Here is a 23,650-nt window from a genome sequence, read left to right as displayed (position 1 = left end):
ACTCACTTCCTCGGGTTCCTCACACTGGCCGCGGCGCTCACCTGCTACAAGAAGCTCGCGAAAGCGAAACCACCCATGTGAGACACGGTCTTAGCCTGGATCCACCGATGGGCTTGGGCTCGTTGGTGGTGTTTGAATGAAAAAGTGTCCTTCGAGCTGGGATGATTGCTGTTGTCTAGGCAACAATCGCGCAGTTCAGAAGGACACTTCGGGTGCAAGTTTCGCACAGGTTCGCCGTGGAGTCGGCGGTGTTCGACGATGACAATCTTGTGTCGCTGGCCGGGCTGGTGCCGGTGATGCGGTTGGCCGAGCAGACAGGGCTGGTCGAGGCGCTGGCGGAGAAGGTGTCGATCACCGCGCCGCGGATCAAGTCGGGGGCGGTGAACCCGGCGCCGAAGCTGGCCACGTTGATCGCGGGGATGTGTTCGGGCGCGGACAGTATCGACGATGTCGGGGTGCTGCGCAGCGGCGGGATGAAGACGTTGTTCGATGGCGTGTATGCGCCCTCGACGATCGGAACCTTGTTGCGGGAGTTCACCTTCGGACACGCCCGCCAGCTCGAGGCGGTGCTGCGCACGCATTTGGCTCAGCTGTGTGAACGGGTGGAGCTGCTGCCGGGCGCCGCGGTACGGGCGTTCGTCGATATCGACTCGTTGCTGCGCCCGGTGTATGGGTATGCCAAGCAGGGCGCCTCCTACGGACACACCAAGATCGCGGGTAAACGCATTCTCCGCAAAGGACTTTCACCGCTGGTGACCACGATCAGCACTGATCACGCGGCGCCGGTGATTGCCGGGATGCGGTTGCGGGCCGGCAGGGCCGGTTCGGGCAAGGGCGCGGGCCGGATGGTCGCCCAGGCTGTCGCCACCGCGCGGGCGGCCGGGGTCACCGGTGAGGTCCTGGTCCGTGGCGATTCGGCCTACGGAACCCGCTCGGTCGTCGGTGCGTGCCGTCGCGCGGGTGTCGGTTTCTCGCTGGCGTTGACGAAGAACCGTGCCGTGGAGCGGGCGATCGCAGCGATCGGCGAGGATGCGTGGACGCCGGTGAGATATCCAGGCGCGGTCCGCGATCCCGATACCGGCGAGTGGATCTCCGATGCCGAAGTCGCCGAAATCCCTTACACCGCTTTCGCTTCCAAGCCTGACGCGGTCACCGCCCGGCTGATCGTGCGTCGTGTCCGCGACGCAGCCCGCCAGGACGAATTGTTCCCGGTCTGGCGGTATCATCCGTTTTTCACCGACTCGGCCGAGCTCACTGTCGACGCCGATATCACCCACCGCCGCCACGCTGTCATCGAGACCGTGTTCGCCGACCTCATCGACGGACCCCTCGCGCACATGCCGTCGGGACGTTTCGGCGCGAATTCCGCCTGGGTGTTGTGCGCGGCGATCGCGCACAACCTGCTGCGCGCCGCCGGCGCACTCGCCGGCCCTGTCCTGGGCAAGGCTCGCGGCGCCACCCTGCGCCGCAAGATCATCGCTGTTCCCGCCCGTTTCGCCCGCCCGCAGCGCAAGCCCGTGCTGCACCTACCCGCCTACTGGCCCTGGGCCACTGCCTGGCAACGACTCTGGCGGGCCACCACCATCTCGATCACCTGAACAGCCCTCCTCACTCCTACGACCAGGAACAACAGTGGAAAAGCTGGGCAGACCAGCGGCTACCTCACGCTTGAAAAACCGGTTGTCTGCGCGCCGCAGGCGCGCAGACAACCGACAGACCCTGTCGGTGGATCCAGGCTTAGCCAACTCCTCCAACCAGCGATACTCCGTCGCTCTCGACGGACTCGCCACGACTCCAGGCCCGAATGCCGCGTCGAGCCGCTGACGTACTCGAAGAAACACCGCCGACCGCGTTGGAGTCGACGCAGTCACCGACGCTTCAAGCTCCGCGCGAACCGCAGCAACCCAACGTGCATCCACCTGCTCACCACGGTGACGTCGATGACGGAGATCGGCAAGTCCCGCCTCCCCAGAATCTCGGTAGGCCGCCAACCATCGCTTGATTGTGCGCTCCGATACCGACAGCTCTTCGGCTTTGGCACGGCACCGCGCTCCCAATGACAGCGTGGGCGAGTAGGCAGGCTGAGGTTCCCCGTCCACTCCAGCCTGCGCGTACCCGGAGCGATAGCCGGTCAACACCTCCCGAATATGCCCGGCGCGTTCGGTCAGCTGTCTACGTTCGTCCTTCGTCAACTGCTTCAGCGTCAGCGCCGGGTCTTCATCCTGCAGCGGTGGTGCCGACAGGCCCCGGGCCCGCTCGATGAAATCCGCCAGCGCGATACTCTTATATTCGCCGTCGGCGCAGACCACCATCACCTTACGATGATCGAAGTCCAGGATCCTCGCCGCGTTCCCGTCGAGCAATACTGTCGCCCCGGTCATTATCGATAGCGAACGCTCGTTCACTGCCTCGTCTCCTCCGACGCGGATTGGTTCACCGAGACCATCGTGCCGCGACTCAGGACTTTCGACAGATCCGCTAACAGCCATCCTCGCCATAGCAGATGGAGGATCACCGGGCGGATCAGCAGGGTCCGCTCAACGTGGGCCAGTTGATTTTCCAGGTGACTCATAGGTATTGGTGCTTGCGCTGCACGGAGCACAAACGGAACCAGATCTGCGTTCAGCGTGGTTGACCGCCGATACCCGGCAAGGAAACGCAAGTTGGCCAACCTGATCGGATCGTCGCCACTCCAGATTTCGTAGGTGAGACCGAACTTGTCACACAAGTTACGTGTCCACTCAAGTAGCGCGACTATCTCTGGCTTTGCCAGCTCCTCAACGGATTTCACGTCGATCAGCGTCAACCCAGCATCGGCCTGCTCGAGCAGGATGTCAGGAACGTGTCGGTGGCGCACACCCGAATCATCGAACCCCTGCAAACGAAACGGCTGAGATGCGATCTTCACTACACTCGGATTCTGGTCCGCCACAAGGATTCTCATCATCTCCAAGCGGCTTTCGTAGGCCACATGGGCAAGCATGGTCGCCGACCAATACCAACCCGAGTAGTGCTTCCGCCCCTTCCATGATCGAAACTCGCGCACCGGACGGCCACTCAGAACATCATCAAACGGCAAGCGGCGCAGGGTCGTATCCACAAACGATCCATCGCCGCGTCGATAACGGACAGCGACGTCAGATCCACGACTCGATCCGGTCAGGCCAACCCCCTGGTTGCCATGACCCTCAACGGCCATAGCTCAAGGATGACACAAACAGAGTTGACCCGTCCACCAAATTCTCACGAAGATGTCACTGGTGCCAAGCCAATGACAACTACTGAGAATTGTGCCAACTATGTTGAGAATTTAGAGTGCTGCCCGTCAGGAGACGATGCGGACGGCGTAGGGCATGATGCCGTCTTCGCGGACGGCGGCGATGCGGACGACCTCGCCGGATTGGGGGGCCTCGATCATTTTGTTGTTGCCGAGGTAGAGGGCTACGTGCTCGCTGCCGCCGGGGCCCCAGAAGAGCATGTCGCCGCGGGCGCGCTCGGCGACGGGAACCCTTGTGCCCATGGTGTATTGGTAGCCGGAGTAGTGGGGTAGGGAGACGCCGATGCCGGCGAAGGCGTAGATCATCAGGCCGGAGCAGTCGAAGCCGGTCTTGTTGTAGTCGCCGTAACTGTCGGCGGTGCCGCCGTCGCGGATACCGAGGGTGGGGCCGTCCTCGTCGCCGCCGCCCCAAGCGTAGGCGACGCCCAGCTGGGACATGGCACGGTCGACGACGGTCTCGATGAGCTGAGAGCTGGAGCCTGGAGGCCGGCCGGGCTGGATGGAGCGCTTCGGTGGCGGTGAGGTGTCCTGCACGATGTGCGGGTGATGGCCCTTGCCGACCTGACTGGCGCGATCGGCGGCGGCGCGGTCGGCGGCGACACGGGCGGCGGCGGCCGCGGCGGCGGCGCGGGCCGCGGCCTCCTCGGCCTTGCGCTGCTGGTCCCAGGCGAGGAAGGTGTCGCGCTGGCTCTGCAGGCCCGCCACATTGGCGCGGGCCGCGTCCAGCCGCTGCTGGGCCGAATCACGCTGCCCGACAAGGTCGTTGCGGCGGATGCTCTGCTGGTCGAGTTCGGCCTGGGCGGCCGTGACCGCGTTCTGGGCTTCGGCCTTCTTGGCGTCGGCGGCGGCCGCGGCGGCGTCGGCGGCCTGCTGGGCCTGTTTGGCGGCGGAGGTCTTGTTGGCCTGGTCGACCTGGGCGTGGCGCAGGCTGTCGACCACCTGCCGCTGGTTCTTGGAGGCGATGGTCAGCACCTGTGCGCGGTTGAGCGCGATCTCGGGGCTGGGCGCGGCCAGATAGTTGACCAGTGAGGTGGAGCCGGGGCGCATGTAGACCTGGGCGACGTACCTGTCGAAATCCCCGTGCGCGGTATCGACTTTCGCGCCGGCGTCGGCCAGGTCCTGCTGGCACTGGGTGACGGCGCGGGCGGCGGTGTCGGCGTCGTCGCGGGCCATCTGCAGATCCACCAGGGCCTTGTTGACGGCCTCGCGGCGACCGGCGACCGCGTCGTCGAGTTGCTGCAGCTGCTGTTCGGCGACGGCCATCTGATTGATGAGGGCGCCGACCTCGCCGACGCCCGCGTCGACCTGGGCACCCGCGGCATCGAGGTCACTGTCGCTGGGGTTGGGGGGCGGCGGTGGTACCGCCTGCCCGCTGGCCATGGGCAATGCCAGCACGATGAGCGCTACGAGCAACTCCGTAGCGACCCGCACCGAGCGTCCGAGTCGCTTCGCCGGTCGTCGCATCGCACCTCCCAGGAGTCCCATCCGGCACAATGTCCCCAACCGTGCCATCGCGAAACCGTACGGCACGTCAAGGATCCCGCCGCTCAGGCACGCCACAATCACATGCATGGAATTCACTGGTAGCCAAGAAGTTGCAGGTAGGCCCCATAATCACCATGCGTCACAACACATGACACTCGATACGTTTTCGGCGTGTCACCGACGAGCCGGACCTTCCACTACGCCGGCCCACCGCATCCAGGCATGAAAAAAGGGGCCCGGGACGCACCCGAACCCCGAACGGAGACACCGCCTCCCAGCGCGAACGCGCTACCCGACCGGCGCCGGCGCACCCGCCGCACGCTGCCCGCGCCGCACCTTCACCGCGTACAACCCGCCGATCGTCGCGATCAGCACACCCAGGATGACCAGCGTGATCACCGTCCACGAAACCGTCTCCGGCTGCTCGAGCCGATCCACGAAGACTCGCGCGGCCTCGGTGGTGTGGTCGGGGCCGCGGTACTTGGCCCTGTCCTCGGCCCACTCCAGGTGCCCACGGGTGAACTGGTCGCTGTAGGTGCCCACCCAGTCGTCACTGAAGACCACCACGGTGCCGTGGTCGATCTTGCCGACCTCGTTGGCCAGATCGCGCAGGTCCGCCTCGATCCCCGGATTGCCCTGCACCACAATGATGTCGAGCCGAATGCCGTGCTCACGCGCATCGGCGGCGATAGCGGCGAGGGCCTCGTGGTCGCGTCCGGTGGGGGCGGCGACATGGTCATCGGCGAGATCGGCGATGATGGCATTCAGGTCGGTGTTCGGCGGCAGTTCCGCCTTCGAGGGCGTGAAAACCGAGGAGTGCGGAGCGGTCACGAAACGCAGGGTACGGGACGGCTTGTCATATCACCTCACCGCGCCACGCGAGTCACCTCACCGATCGCGCGAATTCACCTCTCGCGCTGGGCGGAATCCCGGGCCCGACGGCCCGATAACCCGCCCCCCGATGTGCTCACAGGACAAGCGTACTGTTAATGTCGGAAAACGGACGAGGCCCGCGCCTCGACGAGCCATCGGCACAGCCCCGCCGGTGGCCCTCCCATTCACAGACGAGTGGAGCTGAACGTGACGAGTATCGATACCTTCGGCGCCAAGGGCACCCTCGAGGTCGGAAGCAACTCGTATGAGATCTTCCGTCTCTCGGCCGTGCCCGGCACCGAGAAGCTGCCCTACGCCCTGAAGGTCCTCGCGGAGAACCTCCTTCGCACCGAGGACGGCGCGAACATCACCGCCGACCACATCCGCGCCATCGCCAACTGGGATCCGTCGGCCGAGCCCGACACCGAGATCCAGTTCACGCCCGCCCGCGTGATCATGCAGGACTTCACCGGTGTCCCCTGTGTGGTCGACCTGGCCACCATGCGTGAGGCCGTCACCGCCCTCGGTGGCGACCCGAACAAGGTCAACCCGCTCTCCCCCGCCGATATGGTCATCGACCACTCGGTCATCCTCGACGTGTTCGGCCGCGCCGACGCCCTCGAGCGCAACGTCGATCTCGAGTACGAGCGCAACTCCGAGCGCTACCAGTTCCTGCGCTGGGGCCAGGGCGCCTTCGACGACTTCCGCGTCGTCCCGCCGGGCATGGGCATCGTGCACCAGGTCAACATCGAGTACCTGGCCCCCACCGTCATGGTCCGCAACGGCCAGGCCTACCCCGACACCTGCGTCGGCACCGACTCGCACACCACCATGGTCAACGGCCTGGGCGTGCTGGGCTGGGGCGTCGGCGGTATCGAGGCCGAGGCCGCCATGCTGGGCCAGCCGGTCTCCATGCTGATCCCGCGGGTCGTCGGCTTCAAGCTGACCGGTGAGATCAAGCCGGGCGTGACCGCCACCGACGTCGTGCTCACCGTCACCGACATGCTGCGCAAGCACGGTGTGGTCGGCAAGTTCGTCGAGTTCTACGGTGCCGGTGTGGCCGAGGTGCCGCTGGCCAACCGCGCCACCCTGGGCAACATGAGCCCCGAATTCGGCTCCACCGCCGCGATCTTCCCGATCGACGAGGAGACCATCAACTACCTGCGCCTGACCGGCCGCACCGACGAGCAGCTCGCGCTCGTCGAGGCGTACGCCAAGGAGCAGGGCATGTGGCACGACGCCGCCAACGAGCCCGCGTACTCGGAATACCTGGAGCTGGACCTGGGCACCGTGGTGCCGTCCATCGCCGGCCCGAAGCGCCCGCAGGACCGGATCCTGTTGTCGGAGAGCAAGACCGCCTTCCGCAAGGACATCCGCAGCTACACCAACGACCCGGTTCCGCACACCGCGCTGGACGAGGCCCTCGAGGAGTCCTTCCCGGCCAGCGATCCGGTCGCCTCCGGCACCGCCACCGACGAGATCGCTGTCCCGAACGCCGCCAACGGCAATGCCGGACGTCCGTCCAAGCCGGTCAAGGTCTCGGATCCGGAGCGCGGTGAGTTCGTGCTGGATCACGGCGCCGTCGTGGTCGCGGGCATCACCTCCTGCACCAACACCTCGAACCCGTCGGTCATGATCGGTGCCGCGCTGCTGGCCCGCAACGCGGTCGAGAAGGGCCTCGCGTCCAAGCCGTGGGTCAAGACCAACATGGCTCCGGGCTCGCAGGTCGTCGCCGACTACTACGAGAAGGCCGGCCTGTGGCCGTACCTGGAGAAGCTGGGCTTCTACGTGGGTGGCTTCGGCTGCACCACCTGCATCGGTAACACCGGCCCGCTGCCGGAGCAGATCTCGGCCGCGATCAACGACAACGACCTCTCGGTCACCGCCGTGCTGTCGGGTAACCGCAACTTCGAGGGTCGTATCTCCCCCGACGTGAAGATGAACTACCTGGCCTCCCCGCCGCTGGTCATCGCGTACGCGCTCGCGGGCACCATGGACTTCGACTTCGAGACCGACGCCCTGGGCAAGGACAACGAGGGCAACGACGTCTTCCTGAAGGACATCTGGCCGGCCCCGCAGGAGATCGACGACACCATCAAGTCGGCGATCAACAAGGAGATGTTCACCAAGTCCTACGCGACCGTCTTCAAGGGCGACGAGCGCTGGCAGGGGCTGAACACCCCCGAGGGCGACACCTTCGCGTGGGACGACAAGTCGACCTACGTCCGCAAGGCGCCGTACTTCGACGGCATGGAGATGGAGCCGGCCCCGGTCGAGGACATCAAGGGTGCGCGTGTGCTGGCGCTGCTGGGCGACTCGGTCACCACCGACCACATCTCCCCCGCCGGTCCGATCAAGCCGGGCACCCCGGCCGCGCAGTACCTCGACGCCAATGGCGTTGCGCGCAAGGACTACAACTCGCTGGGCTCGCGTCGTGGTAACCACGAGGTGATGATCCGCGGCACCTTCGCCAACATCCGGCTGCGCAACCAGCTGCTGGACGACGTCTCGGGTGGCTACACCCGCGACTTCACCCAGGACGGCGGCCCGCAGGCCTTCATCTACGACGCCTCGCAGAACTACCAGGCCGCGGGCATCCCGCTGGTCGTGCTGGGCGGCAAGGAGTACGGCTCGGGTTCCTCGCGTGACTGGGCCGCCAAGGGCACCCGTCTGCTGGGCGTCAAGGCCGTCATCACCGAGTCGTTCGAGCGCATCCACCGCTCGAACCTGATCGGCATGGGCGTTGTGCCGCTGCAGTTCCCGGCCGGCGAGTCCGCCGCGTCGCTGGGCCTGAACGGCACCGAGGTCTTCGACATCGAGGGCATCACCAAGCTGAACGAGGGTGTGACTCCGAAGACCATGAAGGTGACCGCCACCAAGGAGAACGGCGAGAAGGTCGTCTTCGACGCGGTCGTCCGCATCGACACCCCCGGTGAGGCGGACTACTACCGCAACGGCGGCATCCTGCAGTACGTGCTGCGCAACATGATTCGCGGCTAGTCACCGCGATACCGTCTCGGTTTCGAAGGGCTGTTTCGAAACCGAGACGTGGTGGCAGGTGGTGGATCTCGCGATCTTCGCAGGTCCACCGCCCGCCGCGCGGCCCGCTCCCGGGCCGCTTCGCTCGTCGCTCGTGCGGGTTCTTCGAATTGGTCGCAAGATCGACTGAGGAGAACCCGCACAACACGTTTCGGAGGAGCCAGTGCCCAAGGTCAGTGACGACCACCTCGCCGCCCGGCGCAGCCAGATTCTCGACGGAGCCCGCCGCTGCTTCGCCGAGTTCGGCTACGAGGGCGCCACCGTGCGTCGACTGGAGGAAGCGACCGGTCTGTCGCGGGGCGCGATCTTCCACCACTTCCGCGACAAGGACGCCCTGTTCCTGGCCCTGGCCCAAGAGGACGCCGGCCGCATGGCCGAGGTCGCGGCCAATCAGGGTCTGATCCAGGTCATGCGCGATATGCTCGCCCGCCCAGAAGATTTCGACTGGCTGGGCACCCGCCTGGAGATCGCCCGCCGCCTGCGCAACGACCCCGAATTCCGGGCCAACTGGGAAGAACGCTCCGAAGAGCTCACCGCCGCCACCGTCGCCCGCCTCGAACGCCGCAAGGCCGCCGGCGCCCTGCGCGACGATGTCCCCACCGAAGTCCTCCTCGGCTACCTGGACCTGGTCCTCGACGGCCTCATCGCCCGCATCGCCTCCGGCCACGCCAACGACAACCTCGAAGCCGTCCTGGACCTGGTGGAAGCCTCGGTTCGCCGCAGGCAGTGACGAACCCGTTGATCGCCGGGCGCTGAGATCATCCCTCGGTGGGTTATGCCGCGACCTGGCGGGGCGGATTGGGCAGGCCCAGTACTTCATTCAGGCGATAGGCACCACCGCGGCCGTGGAAGACGGCCATGACGAGCGCTCCGGCGCAGATGCCGAGGACGTCCGGCCAGGGGTGTGCGAACAGGTCCGCCGCATAGATCAGCAGGCCGGTGAGGATGAGTCCGAGCCAGCCGGCGAGGGCGTTCCGCAGGGGCGAGTTGCCCAGGACATTCGGGAACTCTTCGCCGACGAGACCTTTGATGAAGTGCGGGAGGGCATTCGCGCCCATGACTCCGGCGAGTGCGGACAGTAGAACCGTGTACCACATGGGGCACCTCTCCAGTTTCAGTCAACAATGGTAGACCGAAAGTACGCTCGCGGGGAGAATCGAGTCAACATCCGTAGACTGAACAAATGGATCCCGTCACCACTCGCGCACAGCAACGTCGGAATACCGAGGACCGGATCCTGGCGGCCGCGGCGCGGCTGTTCGCCGAATCGGGCTACGACCGCACCACTATTCGCGCCGTGGCGGCCGCGGCGGAAACCGATCCCGCGCTGGTGATGCGGTACTTCGGGTCGAAGGAGAATTTGTTCGCACAGGTCGCGGTGGTGGGGAACGCGGAGGCGATCGCGGGAACGCCCGAGCAGGCCGCCGAACTGCTGCTGAATGCACTCGCGGCCAAGCTCACCGAGGAACCGGTGAACGCGCTGGCGGCGATTCGGTCCATGCTCACCCATCCGGACGCCACCGGCGAGGTGCGTGCGGCCATGGCCGCGCAACAGCGCCAGACCGCCGGGCACCTCGCCGCGGACGAGGCCGAGTTGCGCGCCGGGCTGCTCGGCGCGCTCACCGTCGGCGTGGTGATCGGGCGCCATCTGTTGCATCTGGACGGGCTGAGTGACGCACCGCCGGAACGGATTACCGCACTGCTGCGCGCCGCGTTCCACGACATCGCCCACGGCCGCGCCCAGCCCGATCCCCTCGCCTGACCAGCCACTCTGGGGCGCGTCCGGAACCCGGCCCGGTCAGGATCACTGCAGCAGTGGCGCCGTGTCGTGCAGGAGCGCTCGGCCGAGGTGCTGATACTTCCATCGCGCCGGATCATGGAGGGTGTGGTCCGGGCATTGCGCCAGAAATGGTGGAGGTTGAGTTCGGCTGCGGCACCGCGGGTTCCCCCGACCTCGAACACCGACGCGGAGACCTCGTTCGCGTCGCGCTCGGCCCGCAGCGGCGCCCGGGTCAGCCCTCGCGTTCGAGCTCGGTCAGCAGGCGCCGGGTGATGCGATCGAGGTGTACGCGCTCCTGCGCGGAAAGCACGGAGAGGATCCGGGTTTCGTTCTCGAAATGCTCGGTGACGACGATGTCGATGAGGTGCAGGCCGCGATCGGTGAGCGCGACCTTGATCGCGCGCCGGTCGCCCGGGTCGGCGATCCGCCGGACCAGTCCCGCCTTCTCGAGCCGGTCCAGGCGGCCGGTCATCCCGGCCCGCGACATCATGAGGGTGTCCGCGAGGCCGGAGGGATTGAGCTCGTAGGGCTCGCCCGAACGTCGCAGTGTCGCAAGCACATCGAACTCGCCGCGCTGCAATCCGTGTGCCGTGAACACGGATTCGATTCGATCGGCCGCGACCACCGCGAGCCGGCCCAGCCGCCCGATGATTGCCATGGCCTCGCCGTCCAGATCCGGCCGCTCCCGCCGCCACTGCTGCTGGATCACGTCCACGGCGTCGGTCTTCTTCTCACCCATGGACAGCACTCTATTCGATACCATATAGTTCTGTAGCGAATTATCTTCCACCGAATCACCTGGAGTTCGACATGACCACCGCTTCCCGCCCCGCCGCCATCCGCCAGCCGCAGGACGCCGAGATCATCGGCGGCGAGCCCGTCTCGGTGCGGCTGCTCATCGACTCCAATGAGGCGGGCGGGTCGGTGAGCACCGTCGAGGTCACCATGACCCGTGGCGCCGACGGGGCGATGCCGCACTACCACACCCTGTCCGACGAGCTGTTCTACGTGGCCGACGGCGAACTCCAGGTCCTGGCCGGGGACAAGGTCGTGACCGTCGGCGCGGGCGGCGCGATCGTCGTCCCCAAGTTCATGCCGCACGCCTTCGGCGCGGCCCCCGACAGCCCGGCCCGCATCCTCATCGCCCTCATGCCCGGCGTCGAACGCCACGGCTACTTCCGTTTCCTGGAGCGGCTCGCGCACGGCGAGGCCACCCCGGCCGATATCGAAGCCGCCCAGCAGGAGTACGACAACCACTTCATCGACGCACCGCAGTGGTGGGCCGAGCGCAACGCCAACCGCGCTTGATCCGCACTCACCCTCGATACCGTGAAACCCGCACTGCCGCCGGGGAATCCGCCGAACCGAACCGGTGATCGCGCGATTCCGCGGCGGGCCGCGCGGCACACCGGCTACACCGGTCGGTTCCCGGCGCACGGCCACGATCCCGAGCTCGCATTCCGGGCCACCATGACCGATCCGCCCGTCGGCACCGGCACCGACGGTGGGACGGCAACCTGCCGCTATACGCGAGAGCACCGTCCTGACCCCCCAGTAGCCCGGTGGTCGCCGGCGGGGTGTGCCACAGACCACCGGAAACGCGGAATGATCATTGCCGCGAGCCGAGTTGGTAGGTGCATGGCATTCTCTGTCCCCATCACCGTCCGCGGGTACGAACTCGATATCAATGGGCACCTGAATCAGGCCGTTTATCTGCAGTACGCCGAGCACGCGCGCTGGGAGCTGCTGCGGGCGGGCGGGCTGCCGGGCGAGAAGATGGTGGCCGCGGGGATCGGGCCGGTGGTGCTGGAACAGACGGTCAAATACCTGCGCGAACTGCATCTTGGCGACGAGGTCGCGGTGAGCTGCGAATTCGAATGGACCGGCGGCAAGATCTTCCGGATGCGCCAGCAGATTGTGAAACTCGACGGCACGGTGTCGGCGGAGATCGATGTCGTCTCCGGCATTCTCGATCTCGCCGCCCGCAAACTGGTTGTGGATCCCGGCGCGGCCCTGCGGGCGGTGGCCGACTCGCCGGACATCCTCGGTCTCTGATCGGGCGCCGCCCACACCGGCCGGTCGCGGATTCTCAGCGAAAATCTTTCGGCGGGAGCAGTTTCCGAAACCCCGCCGGAGTTTGCCGGAGTAGCTGAAATCTTTCGTTGCGGACCGAATTCGGTACCTCGCGGGATATGATTCAGATCACGCTCGGCCCCGCAGCAAATCCCGAGCAGATCGGAGTTCCGCATGACCGGCGCCCTGCACCGAACAATATCGGCGATCCTCGCCAGCACCTCGCCACCGCTACCCGGCTATCTTGTCGCAGCCACCGAGCGAAGTATCAGCCTGCGGATCGGCGACGGCACCACCTGGACCTTCCATCGGGCCGATGTCCTCGACATCGCCCGGTGGGATGCTGCGACAGCGCAGGGCAGCTGTGAGGGCCGCCCGGTGCTGGTGCGCGTACGGTCCGGCGCCACTGCCGATTTCACGCAGCGCCGTCGTGTCGAGGTCACCGATCGTCCCCTCACCCTGTCGCCGGACCACAGTCCCGCGCGGGGCGACGACGAACTGCGCGAGCTCACCGAAATCTGGGCCCGCGGACTGGATCTCACGACTCGTCCCGGTGCCGGCGGGGCCACCATGACCTGCTGCCAGACCCGGTCGCATCTCGGCAGCGACGACGGCATCGCCTGCGACAGCCTGGACTGACGGAAGCGCGCATGGCCGCCCGCACCATGGGATCGGTGCTCATCGTCACCGAGGCCGAGGACCTCCACGGCGACGCCCTCGCCGCCACCCTGCGCAAACACCACGGGCACAACCCGATTCGCCTCGATATGCGTGACTTCCCGCGCGAGAACGGCACTTTCCGGCTCGGCGGAGACGGCTCCTACCGCAGCCTGTCGCACATCCTCGGGCTCGACGATGTCACCTCGGTATGGTGGCGCCGGCCCCACCCCTGCGCTGTACCGGCCGGTCTGTCCGAGGAGGACGACACCTACCGCCGCGCCGAATGCGACGGATTCCTCCAGGGACTGCTTTGGTCGATCCCGGCCCTGTGGGTCAACGACCCCGGGGCCGACCGCACCGCGAGCCGCAAAGTCGTGCAGCTGGAGACGGCCTACCGCGCCGGCGTCGCGGTCCCGGAGACCCTCGTCACCAATGATCCCGACGAGGCGCGCGCCTTCATCGAATCCCGGCCCGGGCCAGTGGTTTACAAGCGCACCGGCACCGGGCGCGGCGCGTTCACCGAGACCCGGCTGTTCGCCCCGGCGGATTTCGACCGGCTGGCCACGATCCGCAACTCCCCCACCATCTTTCAGGACTACATCCAGGCCGAGAGCGATCTGCGCATCGTCTGGGTGGACGGCATCGAGTGGGTGGTGCGCATCGACTCGCAATCCGGTGTGGGACGGGTGGATTCACGCCTGGACACGTCGGTGGCCTTCACCGCCGATCGCCTGCCCGCCTCGGTGAGCAAATCGCTCACCACGCTCATGGGCGCGCTGGGACTGGCCTTCGGCGTGCTCGACCTGCGGGTGGGTCTCGACGGCGAGTTCTACTTCCTGGAGGTGAACCCCCAGGGGCAGTTTGCCTATCTCGAAATCAAGACCGGTCTGCCGATTTTCCAGAGCCTCGCAAACCTACTGGTCCTCGGCGACGGGACGGTGATCCGCTAGCGGCCGCACGCCATCGCGAATCGTCGAACATCGCACCGCATCGCCCGAATTCGCACGGTATCGCCCGAATTCGCCGCTGGCCGTCCGAAATCGCAAGTCGTCGACCGGCTTTCGCCGGTCGAGAACCCGCAATCCACTCCCGGAAGGGGAAAGACGCTACTTGCCGGCCTTGGCGGCCTTGCGGCGGTTCGCACCGCCCCGGCTGCGGAGTTGCACATGCGACTCCACGAGCACGTTGTGGATGAAGCCGTACGACCGCCCGGTCTCCCGGGCCAGGGACCGGATGCTGGCTCCGGCCTCGTACTGCTTCTTCAACTGGGATTGCAGGCGATCGCGGGATTTCCCGGTGACGCGCGTGCCTTTACCCAATACGGCTTTACCCTGTGCGGGCCTGTCACTCATGGCTTCCTCCGAGTCGCCGTGGGCGCCTCATTCCAGGTTAGAGACTCGGATGCCTGTGATCAACGAAACGCTGTGATGTGAGTCACCGACTTTCGCCGACCACGTGTTTTTCCGTGCGGGAGGCGCATTCTCACGCCAGCTGGATCAGTTCCAGGTAGTCCTGCGACCAGTGATCCTCGGTGCCGTCGGGGAGCATGATGACCCGCTCGGGGTTGAGCGCTTCGGCCGCACCCGGGTCGTGGGTCACCAGCACGACCGCGCCCGCGTAACTGCGCAGCGCGTCGAGGACCTGTTCACGCGAGACGGGGTCCAGGTTGTTCGTAGGTTCGTCCAGCAGAAGGACATTCGCGGCCGAGGAGACCAGACCGGCCAGTGCCAGACGGGTCTTCTCACCACCGGACAGGGTGCCGGCGGGCTGCTCGAGCTGCGGCCCGGAGAACATGAACGCGCCCAGCAGACCGCGCAGATCCTGTTCGCCCGCATCGGGTGCGGCATGGCGGATGTTCTCCCAGACCGTGGCCTGATCGTCCAGAGTGTCGTGCTCCTGGGCAAAATATCCGACCTTCAAGCCGCGTCCGGGCTCGATCTGCCCGGCAGTCAGGGTCTCCACCCCGGCCAGCAGCCGGAGCATGGTGGTCTTGCCCGCACCGTTGAGGCCGAGGATCACCACCCGGCTGCCACGGTCGATGGCCAGGTTCACGCCGGTGAAGATCTCCAGCGACCCGTAGAGCTTGGTCAGGTTCGTGGCCATCAGTGGCGTCTTGCCACAGGGCGCCGGTTCGGGGAACTTGATGCGCGCCACCTTGTCGGCCACCCGGATCTCGTCGGCCTCGGCCAGCATGCGCTCGGCGCGCTTGACCATCTGGTGTGCCGCAGCGGCTTTGGTGGCCTTCGCGCCGAGCTTGGCGGCCTGCTGCTTGAGCGCCGACGCCTTCTTCTCGGCATTCGCGCGCTCACGGACGCGCCGCTGCTCGTCGGTGGCGCGGGCGTCGAGGTACTTCTTCCAGCCCATGCTGTAGATGTCGGCCTCGCCGCGCACGGCGTCGAGGAACCACACCTTGTTGACCACGTCGCCGAGCAGCTCGACATCGTGGGAGATGACGATGAGGCCCCCGTCGTGATTCTGCAGGAAGCTGCGCAGCCAGGTGATGGAGTCGGCGTCGAGGTGGTTGGTGGGCTCGTCCAGCAGCAGCGTGGTGTCGGACTTGCCGCCGCTGCCGTCGGAGGCGCTGAACAGGATGCGTGCCAACTCGATTCGGCGGCGCTGACCACCGGAGAGGGTGCGCAGCTGCTGGTTCAGCACCCGGTCGGGCAGGCCCAGGCTGTGGCAGATGCGGGCGGCCTCGCTCTCGGCCACGTAGCCGCCGAGGGCAGAGAAGCGCTCCTCGAGCCGGCCGTACTTGCGGATGGCCTTCTCGCGTTCGGCGTCGTCGGCGACCTCGGCCATGAGCGCCTGCTGCTTCTCCATATCGCGCAGCAGGGCGTCGAGCCCGCGCGCCGACAGCACGCGATCCTTGGCGAGCACATCGAGGTTGCCCTCGCGCGGATCCTGGGGCAAATAGCCGATTTCGCCAGAACGGATGACCTTGCCCGCGTAGGGTTCGCCCTCACCGGCGAGAATGCGCAGAGTGGTGGTCTTCCCGGCACCATTGCGCCCCACCAGCCCGATCCGATCCCCGGCCTGCACCCGCAGTGCCGACCCCGGCGCCGTCAGCAGGGTGCGGACTCCGGCCCGGACCTCCAGGTCGGTCGCGGTGATCACAAGCGTCTCCTCAGGTACAGGCGGTTGCCGGTAGTTAACTGGACGAGTGTGCGCCATCGCGGCACACAAGAACCACCGATTTTACCGGGGCCAGCTGCCTGGGACCGAATCGAGCACATCTCTCGCTACCGGAGGCCGGGCGCCGGGTAACGGCGGTCACACTCCCGGCGGCCCGCCACGCCCGAAACCGGCGATCAGGAGTGCGGTCGGACATGGGTCCGACCCGGGAGCCGGTCGGCGCGTGGCGGGCAATCCCGACGGGTGCCGCTCGCGAGGCACATCGCCAGGCGGGACAGCGGGTGCGCGCCGTGGCGAATATCGCCGTCCTGAATGCCGTGTTCGGCGGATCGTCCACATCGTCCTCGACGTCGGGGCTCACCACCGAAGCACAGTTCCTGCACGATGCCGCGGCTGCCAAGGTCATTTCGAACGACCCGAATGTGAAGATGGACGTGAACCTCCAGGCAGGTTCCGAATCAACCGCCGCGATTTACCCACTGGCGACCGGTGTCTGCACCGACCTGAACAATGGCGCGAACAAGGCCGACGAGGCCAATGATCTCTATCGGCAAGCGCTGGACGAATCCACGACCACGGGCATTCACCTCTCGCACGACGATGCGGCCAAATTGGTCGGCCTGGCAATAAAGGACATCTGCCCGACGGCCGGAAAATAGTACGGACACACCGGCCGGTTCTTGAATGCTGCGATCTCGGTGGCTGAAGGTGACGGCCGGATCGTCACCGATCCACTGCCACATCGGGATGGCGCCCGGGAGTTCGGCATTGCCGGCGAATGCGGCGGCGTCGAGCTGCTCGGCGTCGAGGCAGATCGGGCACACGTAATAGCGGCCGCCCGCTCGCACAGCTCGGCCGGTCGCGGGCAGCCGTCACACGCGACACCGACCGCGGTGCCCGCGAGCGCGAACCGGACCGCCGCCTTGGTCAAGAGACCGATCGCGGCACCGGCAATTCCGGCTTACATGTTGACATTTGACGTTGATTTGTCACACACTCGCCAGGCTCAACGGTGACGAGGAGGGTTCGGCGATGACCGATCACGCGCGGGCCGCGCTCGAGCTGTTGCGTGACAGCAGTCAGTTCAAGTGGTACGTGATTCCGCTGCTGCTGGTCGTCATCTACGTCTATGCGACCGAGGTCGAACGACGGAATTGGAATGTGCTGTTCGCGGGGCTGGCCCTGTGGGGCATGGACTGGTTCAACGAGATCTGGAACTCGCTGGTCTTCCACGCCACCGGGCGGGCGCCGGTGTGGGGCGCGACCGGGCCCACGGCGTATCAGATCCTCATCGGCCTCAATATCGAGATCTGCTTCATGTTCGCCATCATGGGTGTCGCCGCGGCGAAGATGCTGCCGCCCAAGGAAGTTCGCATCCTGGGCGTGCCCAACCGGCCGGTCCTGATCGCGGCGAACTCTGCGGCCGCGGTCGGCGTGGAGGTGCTGCTGAACAAGGCGGGTGTGCTGACCTGGGATTGGTCCTGGTGGCACGCGGGCTTCCCGTATCTCATCTGGCTGTTCGGATACGTGCCGTTCTTCGTCGCCTGCTTCTACGTCCACGACCTGAAGACGGTGCGGGCGAAAGCCATTGCCGTAGGTGCGATTCTGGGGATCGACGTACTCGCCCTGATCGTCTTCGGCTCGCTCGGATGGTTGTGATGCTCGAACCCGCAGTGCGGCGAGGCGTGCTCGCCACAGCCGCAGGACTCGCATTCCCGATGGCTCCCCCCGCAGATCGCGTCCCCGAACGGTCGACGGCACCGTCGAGATCCCGGACACCCTCGCCGCGCTCTCGGATCGATACGCCGATCCGCGTCACCAGAGCGCCCGAGGTTGTCCTCCAGCGGGCCGGGCCGGGAACCGGCAGGAGGCGGTGGCTCGGCTGCTCCCGCGTCTCAGTGGTCGGGCAGCCAGTTGCCGTGGAAGCCGTACGGGATGCGGCGGGGCAGGTGGATGGCGGCGACCGGTGAGGCCGCCGGGTCGGTGGCGTCGAGGATGACCAGATCGCTGCGATCCTCGGCGGAGTCGTAGACGTAGGTCATGAGATAGCCTGCGCCGCCAGGGGTTTCGTCGGCCGGGGCGAAGGCGGCCTCGGCGGGGAGGCGGCCGGGGCCGAAGGTGTGGGCGGTGCTCGAGCCGGTGTGGAGGTCGTAGCGCAGCAGCGCGCCGGTGCCGCCGTCGGAGACCGACACGTGGCCGTGGCGGGCATTCAGGCCCGCGAGGCGGTCGTCGATGCGCGGGAACTCGGCGACGCGGTCGTCGAGTTGCTCCTCGCGGACCGCCCCGGTGGCGAGGTCGATGGTCCAGCGCCACAGTGTCGCGCCCTCGTCGAAGTCGCGGGATTCGGTGCGCCACATGCTCGGATAGCGCATGGCGTGCAGCACGATCCGGCCGTCCTCCTCGTGCGCGTTGAGGGTGTGGAAGACGTAGCAGGGTTCGATGGCGAACCAGCGCACGTCACCGTGCGGGTCGTCGCGGCGCAGCACGCCGAGGCGCGCCTGGTAGTCGTCGTTCCAACGGAACGGCATGCCGGTACCGGCCATGGCGGTCGGCAGATCGAAAACCACCGGCAGGTCCATGAATACGACGTGGTTCGCGGTGAGCGCGAAGTCGTGGTGCATGGTCGCGGCCGGGACATCGATCCCGCGGCTGACGTCGAGCGTGCCGGCCGCGTCGGCGCGATGATAGGTCAGGTAGGGCTCGGCGAAGTCGTAGCCGAAGAAGTGCAACTCCCCCGTGACCGGGCAGGTCTTCGGGTGCGCGGTCATGGCGGTGGTGAGCTTGCCGTCGAAATCGTGCGGTCCCAGAGTGTCCAGATCGCAGGTCAATTCGTAGGGAAACGAGGATTCCACGAGCGCGAACGTGCGTCCGGCGTGCCGGATGACGTGCGTATTCGCCACGCCCGCAGTGAAATCCCGCCGGCCCTGCGCGTCCATGCCCCGGACCCCGTCGGTGAAGGTGCTGGTGCGTACCCACCGATTGCGATAGGACACCGCGCGCCCGCCTTCGATCCGCACGCCGTGCACCATGCCGTCACCGAGGAACCAGTGTTTGGAGGCCGCCGCGTGCGGGTTGGGACCGTTGCGCAGGTACCAGCCGGTGAGTTCCTCGGGAATCGTTCCGGTGCAGGGTAGGTCGTGGGTGGTGAGCTCGTCGGCGACGGGTGCGTAGTTGCCGGAGAGGTGGGGAGGTGTGGTCATGTTCGATACCTGCCTGCCAGAGGAGCGGAGCTCCTCGATGTCGCGACATTCCAGTTCTGACATGTCCAAGCCTGAGCCTCCAGGCTCGACATGTCAATACTGGAATGTAAGATGTGGGCATGAGTCTCCGGTACGCCCTGCTCGGGCTGCTGTCCGACGGTCCCGCCAGCGGCTACGACCTGCTGCGGACCTTCAAGCACTCGCTGGCCAATGTCTGGCCCGCGACGCAGAGCCAGATCTATACCGAGCTCACCAAACTCGCCGACACCGGACTCATCGCCGTCAGCGACGAAGGACCGCGCGGCCGCAAGGAATACACCATCACCGACCCCGGGCTCGACGACCTGCGCACCTGGCTCACGACCACCCAGCCGAAACAAGTGACGCGCAATGACACGCTGTTGCGCGTGTTCTTCCTCGGCATCCTGCCGCCCGGGCAGGCCCGCGCCTATCTGGCGGGCATCGCGGAACGCGCCGAACATGCCCACGCCGAACTGGGCGAACTCGAGCAGAACATCGACTGGACCGACAGTAACCTGTCGCATTACGGCCACCTCGCGCTGGAATACGGCGCCCGGGCCACCGCCATGAACCGGGACTGGGCCCGATGGGCGCTGGAACAGCTACCGCCGGAACAGGATTGAACGGCCGGCGCTACAAACCGAGCCCGTGGGCCAGCACCGGCCAGGAGGCGGGCAGCTCGTCGTCCCAGTAACCCCAGGAGTGGGTGCCGTAGGGGTGCAGTTCCACGGTCGCCGGGATACCCAGGTCCGCGAGCCGATCGGCCATGGCGTGCGTGCACTGGTCGACGGCGGCCTCGAGGATGCCGCCCACCAGGATCTGGTTCGCGAGACTGTCTCCGGCACCGGCGAAGTGGCGGTCGCCGGCCTTGTCGTGCGGCCCGGGCATGCCATTGCCGCTGGACAGGTACAGGTCGAGCCCGCGCAGTGCCTCGGCGTGCAGGTAGGGGTCGTTGGCCGCCCACATCGGGTCACCGGGCGGGCCGTACATATTGCCGGCGTCGCCGCCGCCGAACCCGACCGTGATCCGGACATACATCTCTCCCACCGGATCGGCGATCCGCGCACAGCCGCTGAAGGCCGCCACCGACCGGTACAGGCCCGGTTTGGCGATCGGCAGCTGCAGGACCGACGTCCCCGACATCGATACTCCGACAAGGCCGTTCACGCCATTCGTGCCCAGCGCGGCATCGATGAGCGGTGGCAGCTCCTCGGTGAGATAGGTCGTCCACTTCATGACGCCCAGCCGCGGGTCCGGCTGCCGCCAGTCCGCGTAATAGGAGGCCGCGCCGCCGATGGGCTGCACGACATTGACGTCCTTGTCGGCCAGGAAGTCGAAGGCATTGGTGCGGCGATCCCAGGAGGCCGCGCCCTTGCCGCCGCTGCCGCCGCTGAGCATGTAGAGCACCGGGCGGGACGCGGACCGGTCGGCGGGCAGCTGCACATCCACCGGAAGGTCGAGGTTCATGGCGGCGGAATGCACGGTGATTTCGAGGTGCCGGTCGTCGACGTGCCGGGTGCCGACAATGGCCGAACCGTCCGGTGCCGCCGGCGCGGTCCCCGGGTCGGCGGGCGTCATCACATTCGGTTGGGCGCGCGCCGCCGGATCGAAGGGCGTCGAGGACAGCGCGACGAGCCCCGCCGCAGCCATTACTGCCATGCAGCACATGATCGAGCGGTATCGCACGTCCGGGTCCTGGTTCTCGCGTGCCGCCGGCGCGCACGACCGGGCGACTGTTCTGCTCGACGGCGACTGCCGTCTGTTCTGCTCGACGGCGACGCCGTCTGTTCTGCTCGACGGCGACGCCGTCTGTTCTGCTCGACGGCGACTGCCGTCTGTTCTGCTCGACGGCGACGGCCGTCCGCGGCCCGACGGGATGCTCGTCGGGCGCGCGGCGGCGAGTCTGGCAGCCGCTTTCTAACGGCAGGTTTCCGAATGTTTTCGGGCAGAAAACAGCTTGCGCACCGAAGGCTCAGCTGAGAGTGAGCAACCTCGCGGTCCCGGAGACGACGGTCTGGCTCTGATCGACCAGCGCGACCCGGACCTGAACGGGGGCACCCGATACCAGCGGCGCCTCCCCCGCCACCGCGGTGAGCGCGATGGTCGCGGCACGCTGGGAGCCGTCGCAGGTGAACGAGTCCTGCGCGCCGGTGGCGGCCGGCCGGTCCGCGTTCGGATCGCCGACCATGGCCAGGATGCCGACGACGCCCGCAGACGCCTCGCAGGTGTAATCGATGTCGATCGACGAGGCTCCCGCCGATTCGACCGTGATGGAGTTGGCGGCCAGCGCGGGCGCCGCGGCGAGCAGCACCCCCGCGCCCAGGGCCGCGACGACAGCGGCGGTGGCGGTCGAGCGGTGCCGATTCCGAATGATGACCATGTTTTCGTTCCTCCTGTGTGACGGATCTGGATCGCTGAACACACGTGGAAAGACGCAGGGCCCAGTATCGCGCCTGAGCTCCATCGTCCAACCCCCGGCCCCCGACTGGCGGGAGAACCGCATCGCGCGACAAGTCCCGCATCCACCCCGCAAACGCGCGGCGGCCATCGAGCCGAGTGTGCGGATGCGCGACAGGGGTCGAGGATTCGGGCTGCGGGCGTCACTATGGGAGCCGAGGCAATCGCATCCGGATCATGAGGAGCGCCGGTGGATTCCGATATCTGTTACGCGTCCGCACGGGAGCTGGCCGGCTGGCTGCGCGCCCGCCAGGTCTCGGCCGTGGAGGTGGTGCGCGCCCACCTGGATCGGATCGAGCGGATCAATCCCAAGGTCAATGCCATCGTCACCCTGGTAGGCGAGCAGGCGCTCGACGCCGCCCGCGCCGCCGACCAGCGGGTGGCCGCCGGGACCGAACCAGGCCCCCTGCACGGAATTCCGATGGCGCACAAGGATACCCACGACACCGCGGGCATCCGTACCACCTACGGCAGCCCGCTGCTGGCGCAGCAGATCCCCGAGCGCGACGAGCTGCTGATCGAGCGGCTGCACGCGGCCGGGGTCATCACCGTGGGCAAGACCAATGTGCCGGAGTTCGGGGCCGGCTCGCACACCGTGAATCCGATCTTCGGTGCCACTCGCAATCCCTACGATCTCGGCAAGTCGGCGGGCGGCAGCAGCGGCGGCGCCGCGGCGGCGCTGGCGTGCGGTCTGCAGCCGCTGGCCGACGGCAGCGATATGGGCGGGTCGCTGCGCAATCCGGCATCGTTCTGCAATGTGGTGGGCTTCCGTCCGTCGCCGGGCCGGGTGCCGACCTGGCCGGATCCGTACGCGTGGGGAACGCTGACGGTGCAGGGGCCGATGGCACGCACGGTGGCCGATGCGGCGCTGCTGCTGTCGGTGCTGGCGGGCCCGGATCCGCGCAGTCCCCTCACGATCACCGAGCCCGGGTCGATCTTCGCCGGATCCCTGGACCGGGACCTGCGCGGGCTGCGGGTGGCGTGGTCGCCGGATCTGGGCGGCGCGGTGCCGGTCGATCGGGCGGTGCGGGAGGTGCTCGAACCGGCGGTCCGGGTGTTCTCCGAGCTCGGTGCGGTCGTGACCGAGGACTGCCCGGATCTGTCGGGGGCAGAACAGGTTTTCCGGACGCTGCGCGCGTGGCTGTTCGCGCTGGCGCTGGAACCGGTACTGGCGCACCGCGATCGGGTCAAGCCGTCACTGGTGTGGAATATCGAGCAGGGGCTGGCGTTGAGCGGGCGCGACATCGCCGAAGCCGAAGTGCTGCATACGATGCTGTTCCATCGGATGCGGGAGTTCTTCGAGCGCTATGACGTGCTGCTGCTGCCGGTGAGCCAGGTACCGCCGTTCGATATTGAGCTCGAGTATCCGGACACGGTGGACGGCGAGCCGATGCACACCTATCTGGATTGGATGCGGTCGGCGTATTTCGTCAGTGCCACCGGGTGTCCGGCCCTGTCGGTGCCCGCCGGATTCACCACCGCCTGGCTGCCGGTGGGCTTGCAGATCGTCGGCCCGCATCGCGCCGACCGCCTGGTCCTGGAGGTCGGGCACGCCTTCGAGCAGGCCACCGGATTCGGCACCGTGCGTCCACCCGTCGCCGCAGGCTGATTCACCCTCGAGGCCCGAGGCGGAGCCGCGTTCGCGGGCCGGGC

General features: G+C 67.1%; 24 protein-coding genes and 1 pseudogene. 13 read left to right on the top strand and 12 right to left on the bottom strand.

Translation table 11 applies throughout. The annotated features are described in order from the left end of the window. The first annotated feature begins 212 nt into the window (after nucleotides 1-212). Entirely contained in the window at nucleotides 213-1,598 is a 1,386-nt protein-coding gene (locus ABZ909_RS36845; protein WP_357009515.1) for an IS1380 family transposase, read from the top strand. Here the strand turns inward: ABZ909_RS36845 and ABZ909_RS36840 are convergent. The 4 genes from ABZ909_RS36840 to ABZ909_RS36825 all read right to left on the bottom strand — a co-directional run bounded on the left by ABZ909_RS36840 (nucleotide 1,527) and on the right by ABZ909_RS36825 (nucleotide 5,593). Next, a complete protein-coding gene (locus ABZ909_RS36840; protein WP_357009535.1) occupies nucleotides 1,527-2,312 on the bottom strand; it encodes a helix-turn-helix domain-containing protein in 786 nt (261 codons plus the stop codon). The two genes, ABZ909_RS36845 and ABZ909_RS36840, sit on opposite strands and share 72 nt — an antisense overlap. Before the next feature lie 89 nt (nucleotides 2,313-2,401). Beyond that, complete coding sequence (locus ABZ909_RS36835) at nucleotides 2,402-3,199, bottom strand: TnsA-like heteromeric transposase endonuclease subunit (RefSeq protein ID WP_357009512.1); 798 nt, start codon at nucleotides 3,197-3,199, stop codon at nucleotides 2,402-2,404. A gap of 126 nt (nucleotides 3,200-3,325) precedes the next feature. Beyond that, complete coding sequence (locus ABZ909_RS36830; protein ID WP_357009510.1) at nucleotides 3,326-4,741, bottom strand: NlpC/P60 family protein; 1,416 nt, start codon at nucleotides 4,739-4,741, stop codon at nucleotides 3,326-3,328. Between the two features lie 309 nt (nucleotides 4,742-5,050). Continuing rightward, nucleotides 5,051-5,593, bottom strand: a complete 543-nt coding sequence (locus ABZ909_RS36825; RefSeq protein WP_357009507.1) for a DUF6676 family protein — start codon at nucleotides 5,591-5,593, stop codon at nucleotides 5,051-5,053. A gap of 249 nt (nucleotides 5,594-5,842) precedes the next feature. Between ABZ909_RS36825 and acnA the strand changes: the two genes are divergently transcribed. Both acnA and ABZ909_RS36815 read left to right on the top strand, forming a co-directional pair. After that, nucleotides 5,843-8,635, top strand: coding sequence for an aconitate hydratase AcnA (gene acnA, locus ABZ909_RS36820; protein WP_357009505.1), 2,793 nt, complete (start codon nucleotides 5,843-5,845; stop codon nucleotides 8,633-8,635). 202 nt (nucleotides 8,636-8,837) lie between these two features. After that, nucleotides 8,838-9,404: a helix-turn-helix domain-containing protein gene (locus ABZ909_RS36815; protein WP_357009503.1), complete on the top strand. Its 567-nt coding sequence runs from the start codon at nucleotides 8,838-8,840 to the stop codon at nucleotides 9,402-9,404. 43 nt (nucleotides 9,405-9,447) lie between these two features. Here the strand turns inward: ABZ909_RS36815 and ABZ909_RS36810 are convergent, their stop codons facing one another. Next, nucleotides 9,448-9,771 carry a hypothetical protein gene (locus ABZ909_RS36810; protein ID WP_357009501.1) on the bottom strand — a complete coding sequence of 108 codons (324 nt, stop codon included), beginning with the start codon at nucleotides 9,769-9,771 and terminating at the stop codon, nucleotides 9,448-9,450. Between the two features lie 86 nt (nucleotides 9,772-9,857). Here ABZ909_RS36810 and ABZ909_RS36805 point away from each other — a divergent pair, with 86 nt between their 5' ends. Further along, the gene (locus ABZ909_RS36805; RefSeq protein WP_357009499.1) at nucleotides 9,858-10,436 is read left to right on the top strand and encodes a TetR family transcriptional regulator; all 579 of its coding nucleotides are present in this window, start codon (nucleotides 9,858-9,860) and stop codon (nucleotides 10,434-10,436) included. A gap of 42 nt (nucleotides 10,437-10,478) precedes the next feature. On the opposite strand, the pseudogene ABZ909_RS36800 reads toward ABZ909_RS36805, so the two are convergent. Beyond that, a pseudogene (locus ABZ909_RS36800) lies at nucleotides 10,479-10,669 on the bottom strand (SfnB family sulfur acquisition oxidoreductase); the annotation flags it as partial. 17 nt (nucleotides 10,670-10,686) lie between these two features. Next, nucleotides 10,687-11,193: a MarR family transcriptional regulator gene (locus tag ABZ909_RS36795; RefSeq protein WP_357009496.1), complete on the bottom strand. Its 507-nt coding sequence runs from the start codon at nucleotides 11,191-11,193 to the stop codon at nucleotides 10,687-10,689. 71 nt (nucleotides 11,194-11,264) lie between these two features. On the opposite strand from ABZ909_RS36795, the gene ABZ909_RS36790 reads away from it, so the two are divergent. The 4 genes from ABZ909_RS36790 to ABZ909_RS36775 all read left to right on the top strand — a co-directional run bounded on the left by ABZ909_RS36790 (nucleotide 11,265) and on the right by ABZ909_RS36775 (nucleotide 14,137). Next, nucleotides 11,265-11,762, top strand: coding sequence for a cupin domain-containing protein (locus tag ABZ909_RS36790; protein WP_357009493.1), 498 nt, complete (start codon nucleotides 11,265-11,267; stop codon nucleotides 11,760-11,762). 330 nt (nucleotides 11,763-12,092) lie between these two features. Further along, nucleotides 12,093-12,509, top strand: a complete 417-nt coding sequence (locus tag ABZ909_RS36785) for an acyl-CoA thioesterase (protein ID WP_357009490.1) — start codon at nucleotides 12,093-12,095, stop codon at nucleotides 12,507-12,509. Nucleotides 12,510-12,701: 192 nt separating this feature from the next. Continuing rightward, nucleotides 12,702-13,166, top strand: coding sequence for a hypothetical protein (locus ABZ909_RS36780; RefSeq protein WP_357009485.1), 465 nt, complete (start codon nucleotides 12,702-12,704; stop codon nucleotides 13,164-13,166). 11 nt (nucleotides 13,167-13,177) lie between these two features. Continuing rightward, a complete protein-coding gene (locus ABZ909_RS36775; protein ID WP_357009482.1) occupies nucleotides 13,178-14,137 on the top strand; it encodes an MvdC/MvdD family ATP grasp protein in 960 nt (319 codons plus the stop codon). A 156-nt stretch (nucleotides 14,138-14,293) separates the two neighbouring features. On the opposite strand, the gene ABZ909_RS36770 is transcribed toward ABZ909_RS36775, so the two are convergent. Both ABZ909_RS36770 and ABZ909_RS36765 read right to left on the bottom strand, forming a co-directional pair. Further along, nucleotides 14,294-14,539, bottom strand: coding sequence for a helix-turn-helix domain-containing protein (locus tag ABZ909_RS36770; protein ID WP_033087059.1), 246 nt, complete (start codon nucleotides 14,537-14,539; stop codon nucleotides 14,294-14,296). Nucleotides 14,540-14,669: 130 nt separating this feature from the next. Then, nucleotides 14,670-16,301: an ABC-F family ATP-binding cassette domain-containing protein gene (locus ABZ909_RS36765; protein ID WP_357009478.1), complete on the bottom strand. Its 1,632-nt coding sequence runs from the start codon at nucleotides 16,299-16,301 to the stop codon at nucleotides 14,670-14,672. 308 nt (nucleotides 16,302-16,609) lie between these two features. Between ABZ909_RS36765 and ABZ909_RS36760 the strand changes: the two genes are divergently transcribed. After that, the gene (locus tag ABZ909_RS36760) at nucleotides 16,610-16,978 is read left to right on the top strand and encodes a DUF732 domain-containing protein (RefSeq protein ID WP_357009475.1); all 369 of its coding nucleotides are present in this window, start codon (nucleotides 16,610-16,612) and stop codon (nucleotides 16,976-16,978) included. A 373-nt stretch (nucleotides 16,979-17,351) separates the two neighbouring features. Beyond that, nucleotides 17,352-17,978 carry a hypothetical protein gene (locus ABZ909_RS36755; protein ID WP_357009472.1) on the top strand — a complete coding sequence of 209 codons (627 nt, stop codon included), beginning with the start codon at nucleotides 17,352-17,354 and terminating at the stop codon, nucleotides 17,976-17,978. Between the two features lie 236 nt (nucleotides 17,979-18,214). On the opposite strand, the gene ABZ909_RS36750 is transcribed toward ABZ909_RS36755, so the two are convergent. Beyond that, nucleotides 18,215-19,519, bottom strand: a complete 1,305-nt coding sequence (locus ABZ909_RS36750; RefSeq protein ID WP_357009469.1) for a carotenoid oxygenase family protein — start codon at nucleotides 19,517-19,519, stop codon at nucleotides 18,215-18,217. Nucleotides 19,520-19,638: 119 nt separating this feature from the next. Here ABZ909_RS36750 and ABZ909_RS36745 point away from each other — a divergent pair, with 119 nt between their 5' ends. Beyond that, the gene (locus tag ABZ909_RS36745; RefSeq protein WP_357009466.1) at nucleotides 19,639-20,163 is read left to right on the top strand and encodes a PadR family transcriptional regulator; all 525 of its coding nucleotides are present in this window, start codon (nucleotides 19,639-19,641) and stop codon (nucleotides 20,161-20,163) included. Between the two features lie 10 nt (nucleotides 20,164-20,173). On the opposite strand, the gene ABZ909_RS36740 is transcribed toward ABZ909_RS36745, so the two are convergent. Continuing rightward, nucleotides 20,174-21,199 (bottom strand): alpha/beta hydrolase family protein, encoded by a 1,026-nt coding sequence (locus tag ABZ909_RS36740; protein WP_357009463.1) that lies wholly within the window; start codon nucleotides 21,197-21,199, stop codon nucleotides 20,174-20,176. Here ABZ909_RS36740 and ABZ909_RS36735 point away from each other — a divergent pair. After that, on the top strand, nucleotides 21,198-21,461 hold the full coding sequence (locus ABZ909_RS36735) for a hypothetical protein (protein ID WP_357009460.1): 264 nt from the start codon (nucleotides 21,198-21,200) through the stop codon (nucleotides 21,459-21,461). The two genes, ABZ909_RS36740 and ABZ909_RS36735, sit on opposite strands and share 2 nt — an antisense overlap. Nucleotides 21,462-21,512: 51 nt before the next feature. Here ABZ909_RS36735 and ABZ909_RS36730 read toward each other — a convergent pair whose 3' ends face one another. Further along, entirely contained in the window at nucleotides 21,513-21,920 is a 408-nt protein-coding gene (locus ABZ909_RS36730) for a hypothetical protein (RefSeq protein ID WP_357009457.1), read from the bottom strand. Nucleotides 21,921-22,187: 267 nt separating this feature from the next. On the opposite strand from ABZ909_RS36730, the gene ABZ909_RS36725 reads away from it, so the two are divergent. After that, on the top strand, nucleotides 22,188-23,606 hold the full coding sequence (locus tag ABZ909_RS36725; protein ID WP_357009454.1) for an amidase: 1,419 nt from the start codon (nucleotides 22,188-22,190) through the stop codon (nucleotides 23,604-23,606). Nucleotides 23,607-23,650: the final 44 nt, after the last annotated feature.

Source organism: Nocardia sp. NPDC046763 (assembly GCF_040645495.1).
Taxonomy (GTDB): domain Bacteria; phylum Actinomycetota; class Actinomycetes; order Mycobacteriales; family Mycobacteriaceae; genus Nocardia.
The sequence above is the reverse complement of the archived record's forward strand: the minus strand, read 5'-3'. Positions and strand labels throughout refer to the sequence as shown.

Coding starts and splice junctions, on each gene's coding strand:
- ABZ909_RS36840 (WP_357009535.1), bottom strand. CDS start 2,312: ATGGTGGTCTGCGCCGACGGCGAATATAAGAGTATCGCGCTGGCGGAT.
- ABZ909_RS36835 (WP_357009512.1), bottom strand. CDS start 3,199: ATGGCCGTTGAGGGTCATGGCAACCAGGGGGTTGGCCTGACCGGATCG.
- ABZ909_RS36830 (WP_357009510.1), bottom strand. CDS start 4,741: ATGCGACGACCGGCGAAGCGACTCGGACGCTCGGTGCGGGTCGCTACG.
- ABZ909_RS36810 (WP_357009501.1), bottom strand. CDS start 9,771: ATGTGGTACACGGTTCTACTGTCCGCACTCGCCGGAGTCATGGGCGCG.
- ABZ909_RS36805 (WP_357009499.1), top strand. CDS start 9,858: ATGGATCCCGTCACCACTCGCGCACAGCAACGTCGGAATACCGAGGAC.
- ABZ909_RS36795 (WP_357009496.1), bottom strand. CDS start 11,193: ATGGGTGAGAAGAAGACCGACGCCGTGGACGTGATCCAGCAGCAGTGG.
- ABZ909_RS36790 (WP_357009493.1), top strand. CDS start 11,265: ATGACCACCGCTTCCCGCCCCGCCGCCATCCGCCAGCCGCAGGACGCC.
- ABZ909_RS36785 (WP_357009490.1), top strand. CDS start 12,093: ATGGCATTCTCTGTCCCCATCACCGTCCGCGGGTACGAACTCGATATC.
- ABZ909_RS36780 (WP_357009485.1), top strand. CDS start 12,702: ATGACCGGCGCCCTGCACCGAACAATATCGGCGATCCTCGCCAGCACC.
- ABZ909_RS36775 (WP_357009482.1), top strand. CDS start 13,178: ATGGCCGCCCGCACCATGGGATCGGTGCTCATCGTCACCGAGGCCGAG.
- ABZ909_RS36770 (WP_033087059.1), bottom strand. CDS start 14,539: ATGAGTGACAGGCCCGCACAGGGTAAAGCCGTATTGGGTAAAGGCACG.
- ABZ909_RS36755 (WP_357009472.1), top strand. CDS start 17,352: ATGACCGATCACGCGCGGGCCGCGCTCGAGCTGTTGCGTGACAGCAGT.
- ABZ909_RS36750 (WP_357009469.1), bottom strand. CDS start 19,519: ATGACCACACCTCCCCACCTCTCCGGCAACTACGCACCCGTCGCCGAC.
- ABZ909_RS36745 (WP_357009466.1), top strand. CDS start 19,639: ATGAGTCTCCGGTACGCCCTGCTCGGGCTGCTGTCCGACGGTCCCGCC.
- ABZ909_RS36735 (WP_357009460.1), top strand. CDS start 21,198: ATGCAGCACATGATCGAGCGGTATCGCACGTCCGGGTCCTGGTTCTCG.
- ABZ909_RS36740 (WP_357009463.1), bottom strand. CDS start 21,199: ATGGCAGTAATGGCTGCGGCGGGGCTCGTCGCGCTGTCCTCGACGCCC.
- ABZ909_RS36730 (WP_357009457.1), bottom strand. CDS start 21,920: ATGGTCATCATTCGGAATCGGCACCGCTCGACCGCCACCGCCGCTGTC.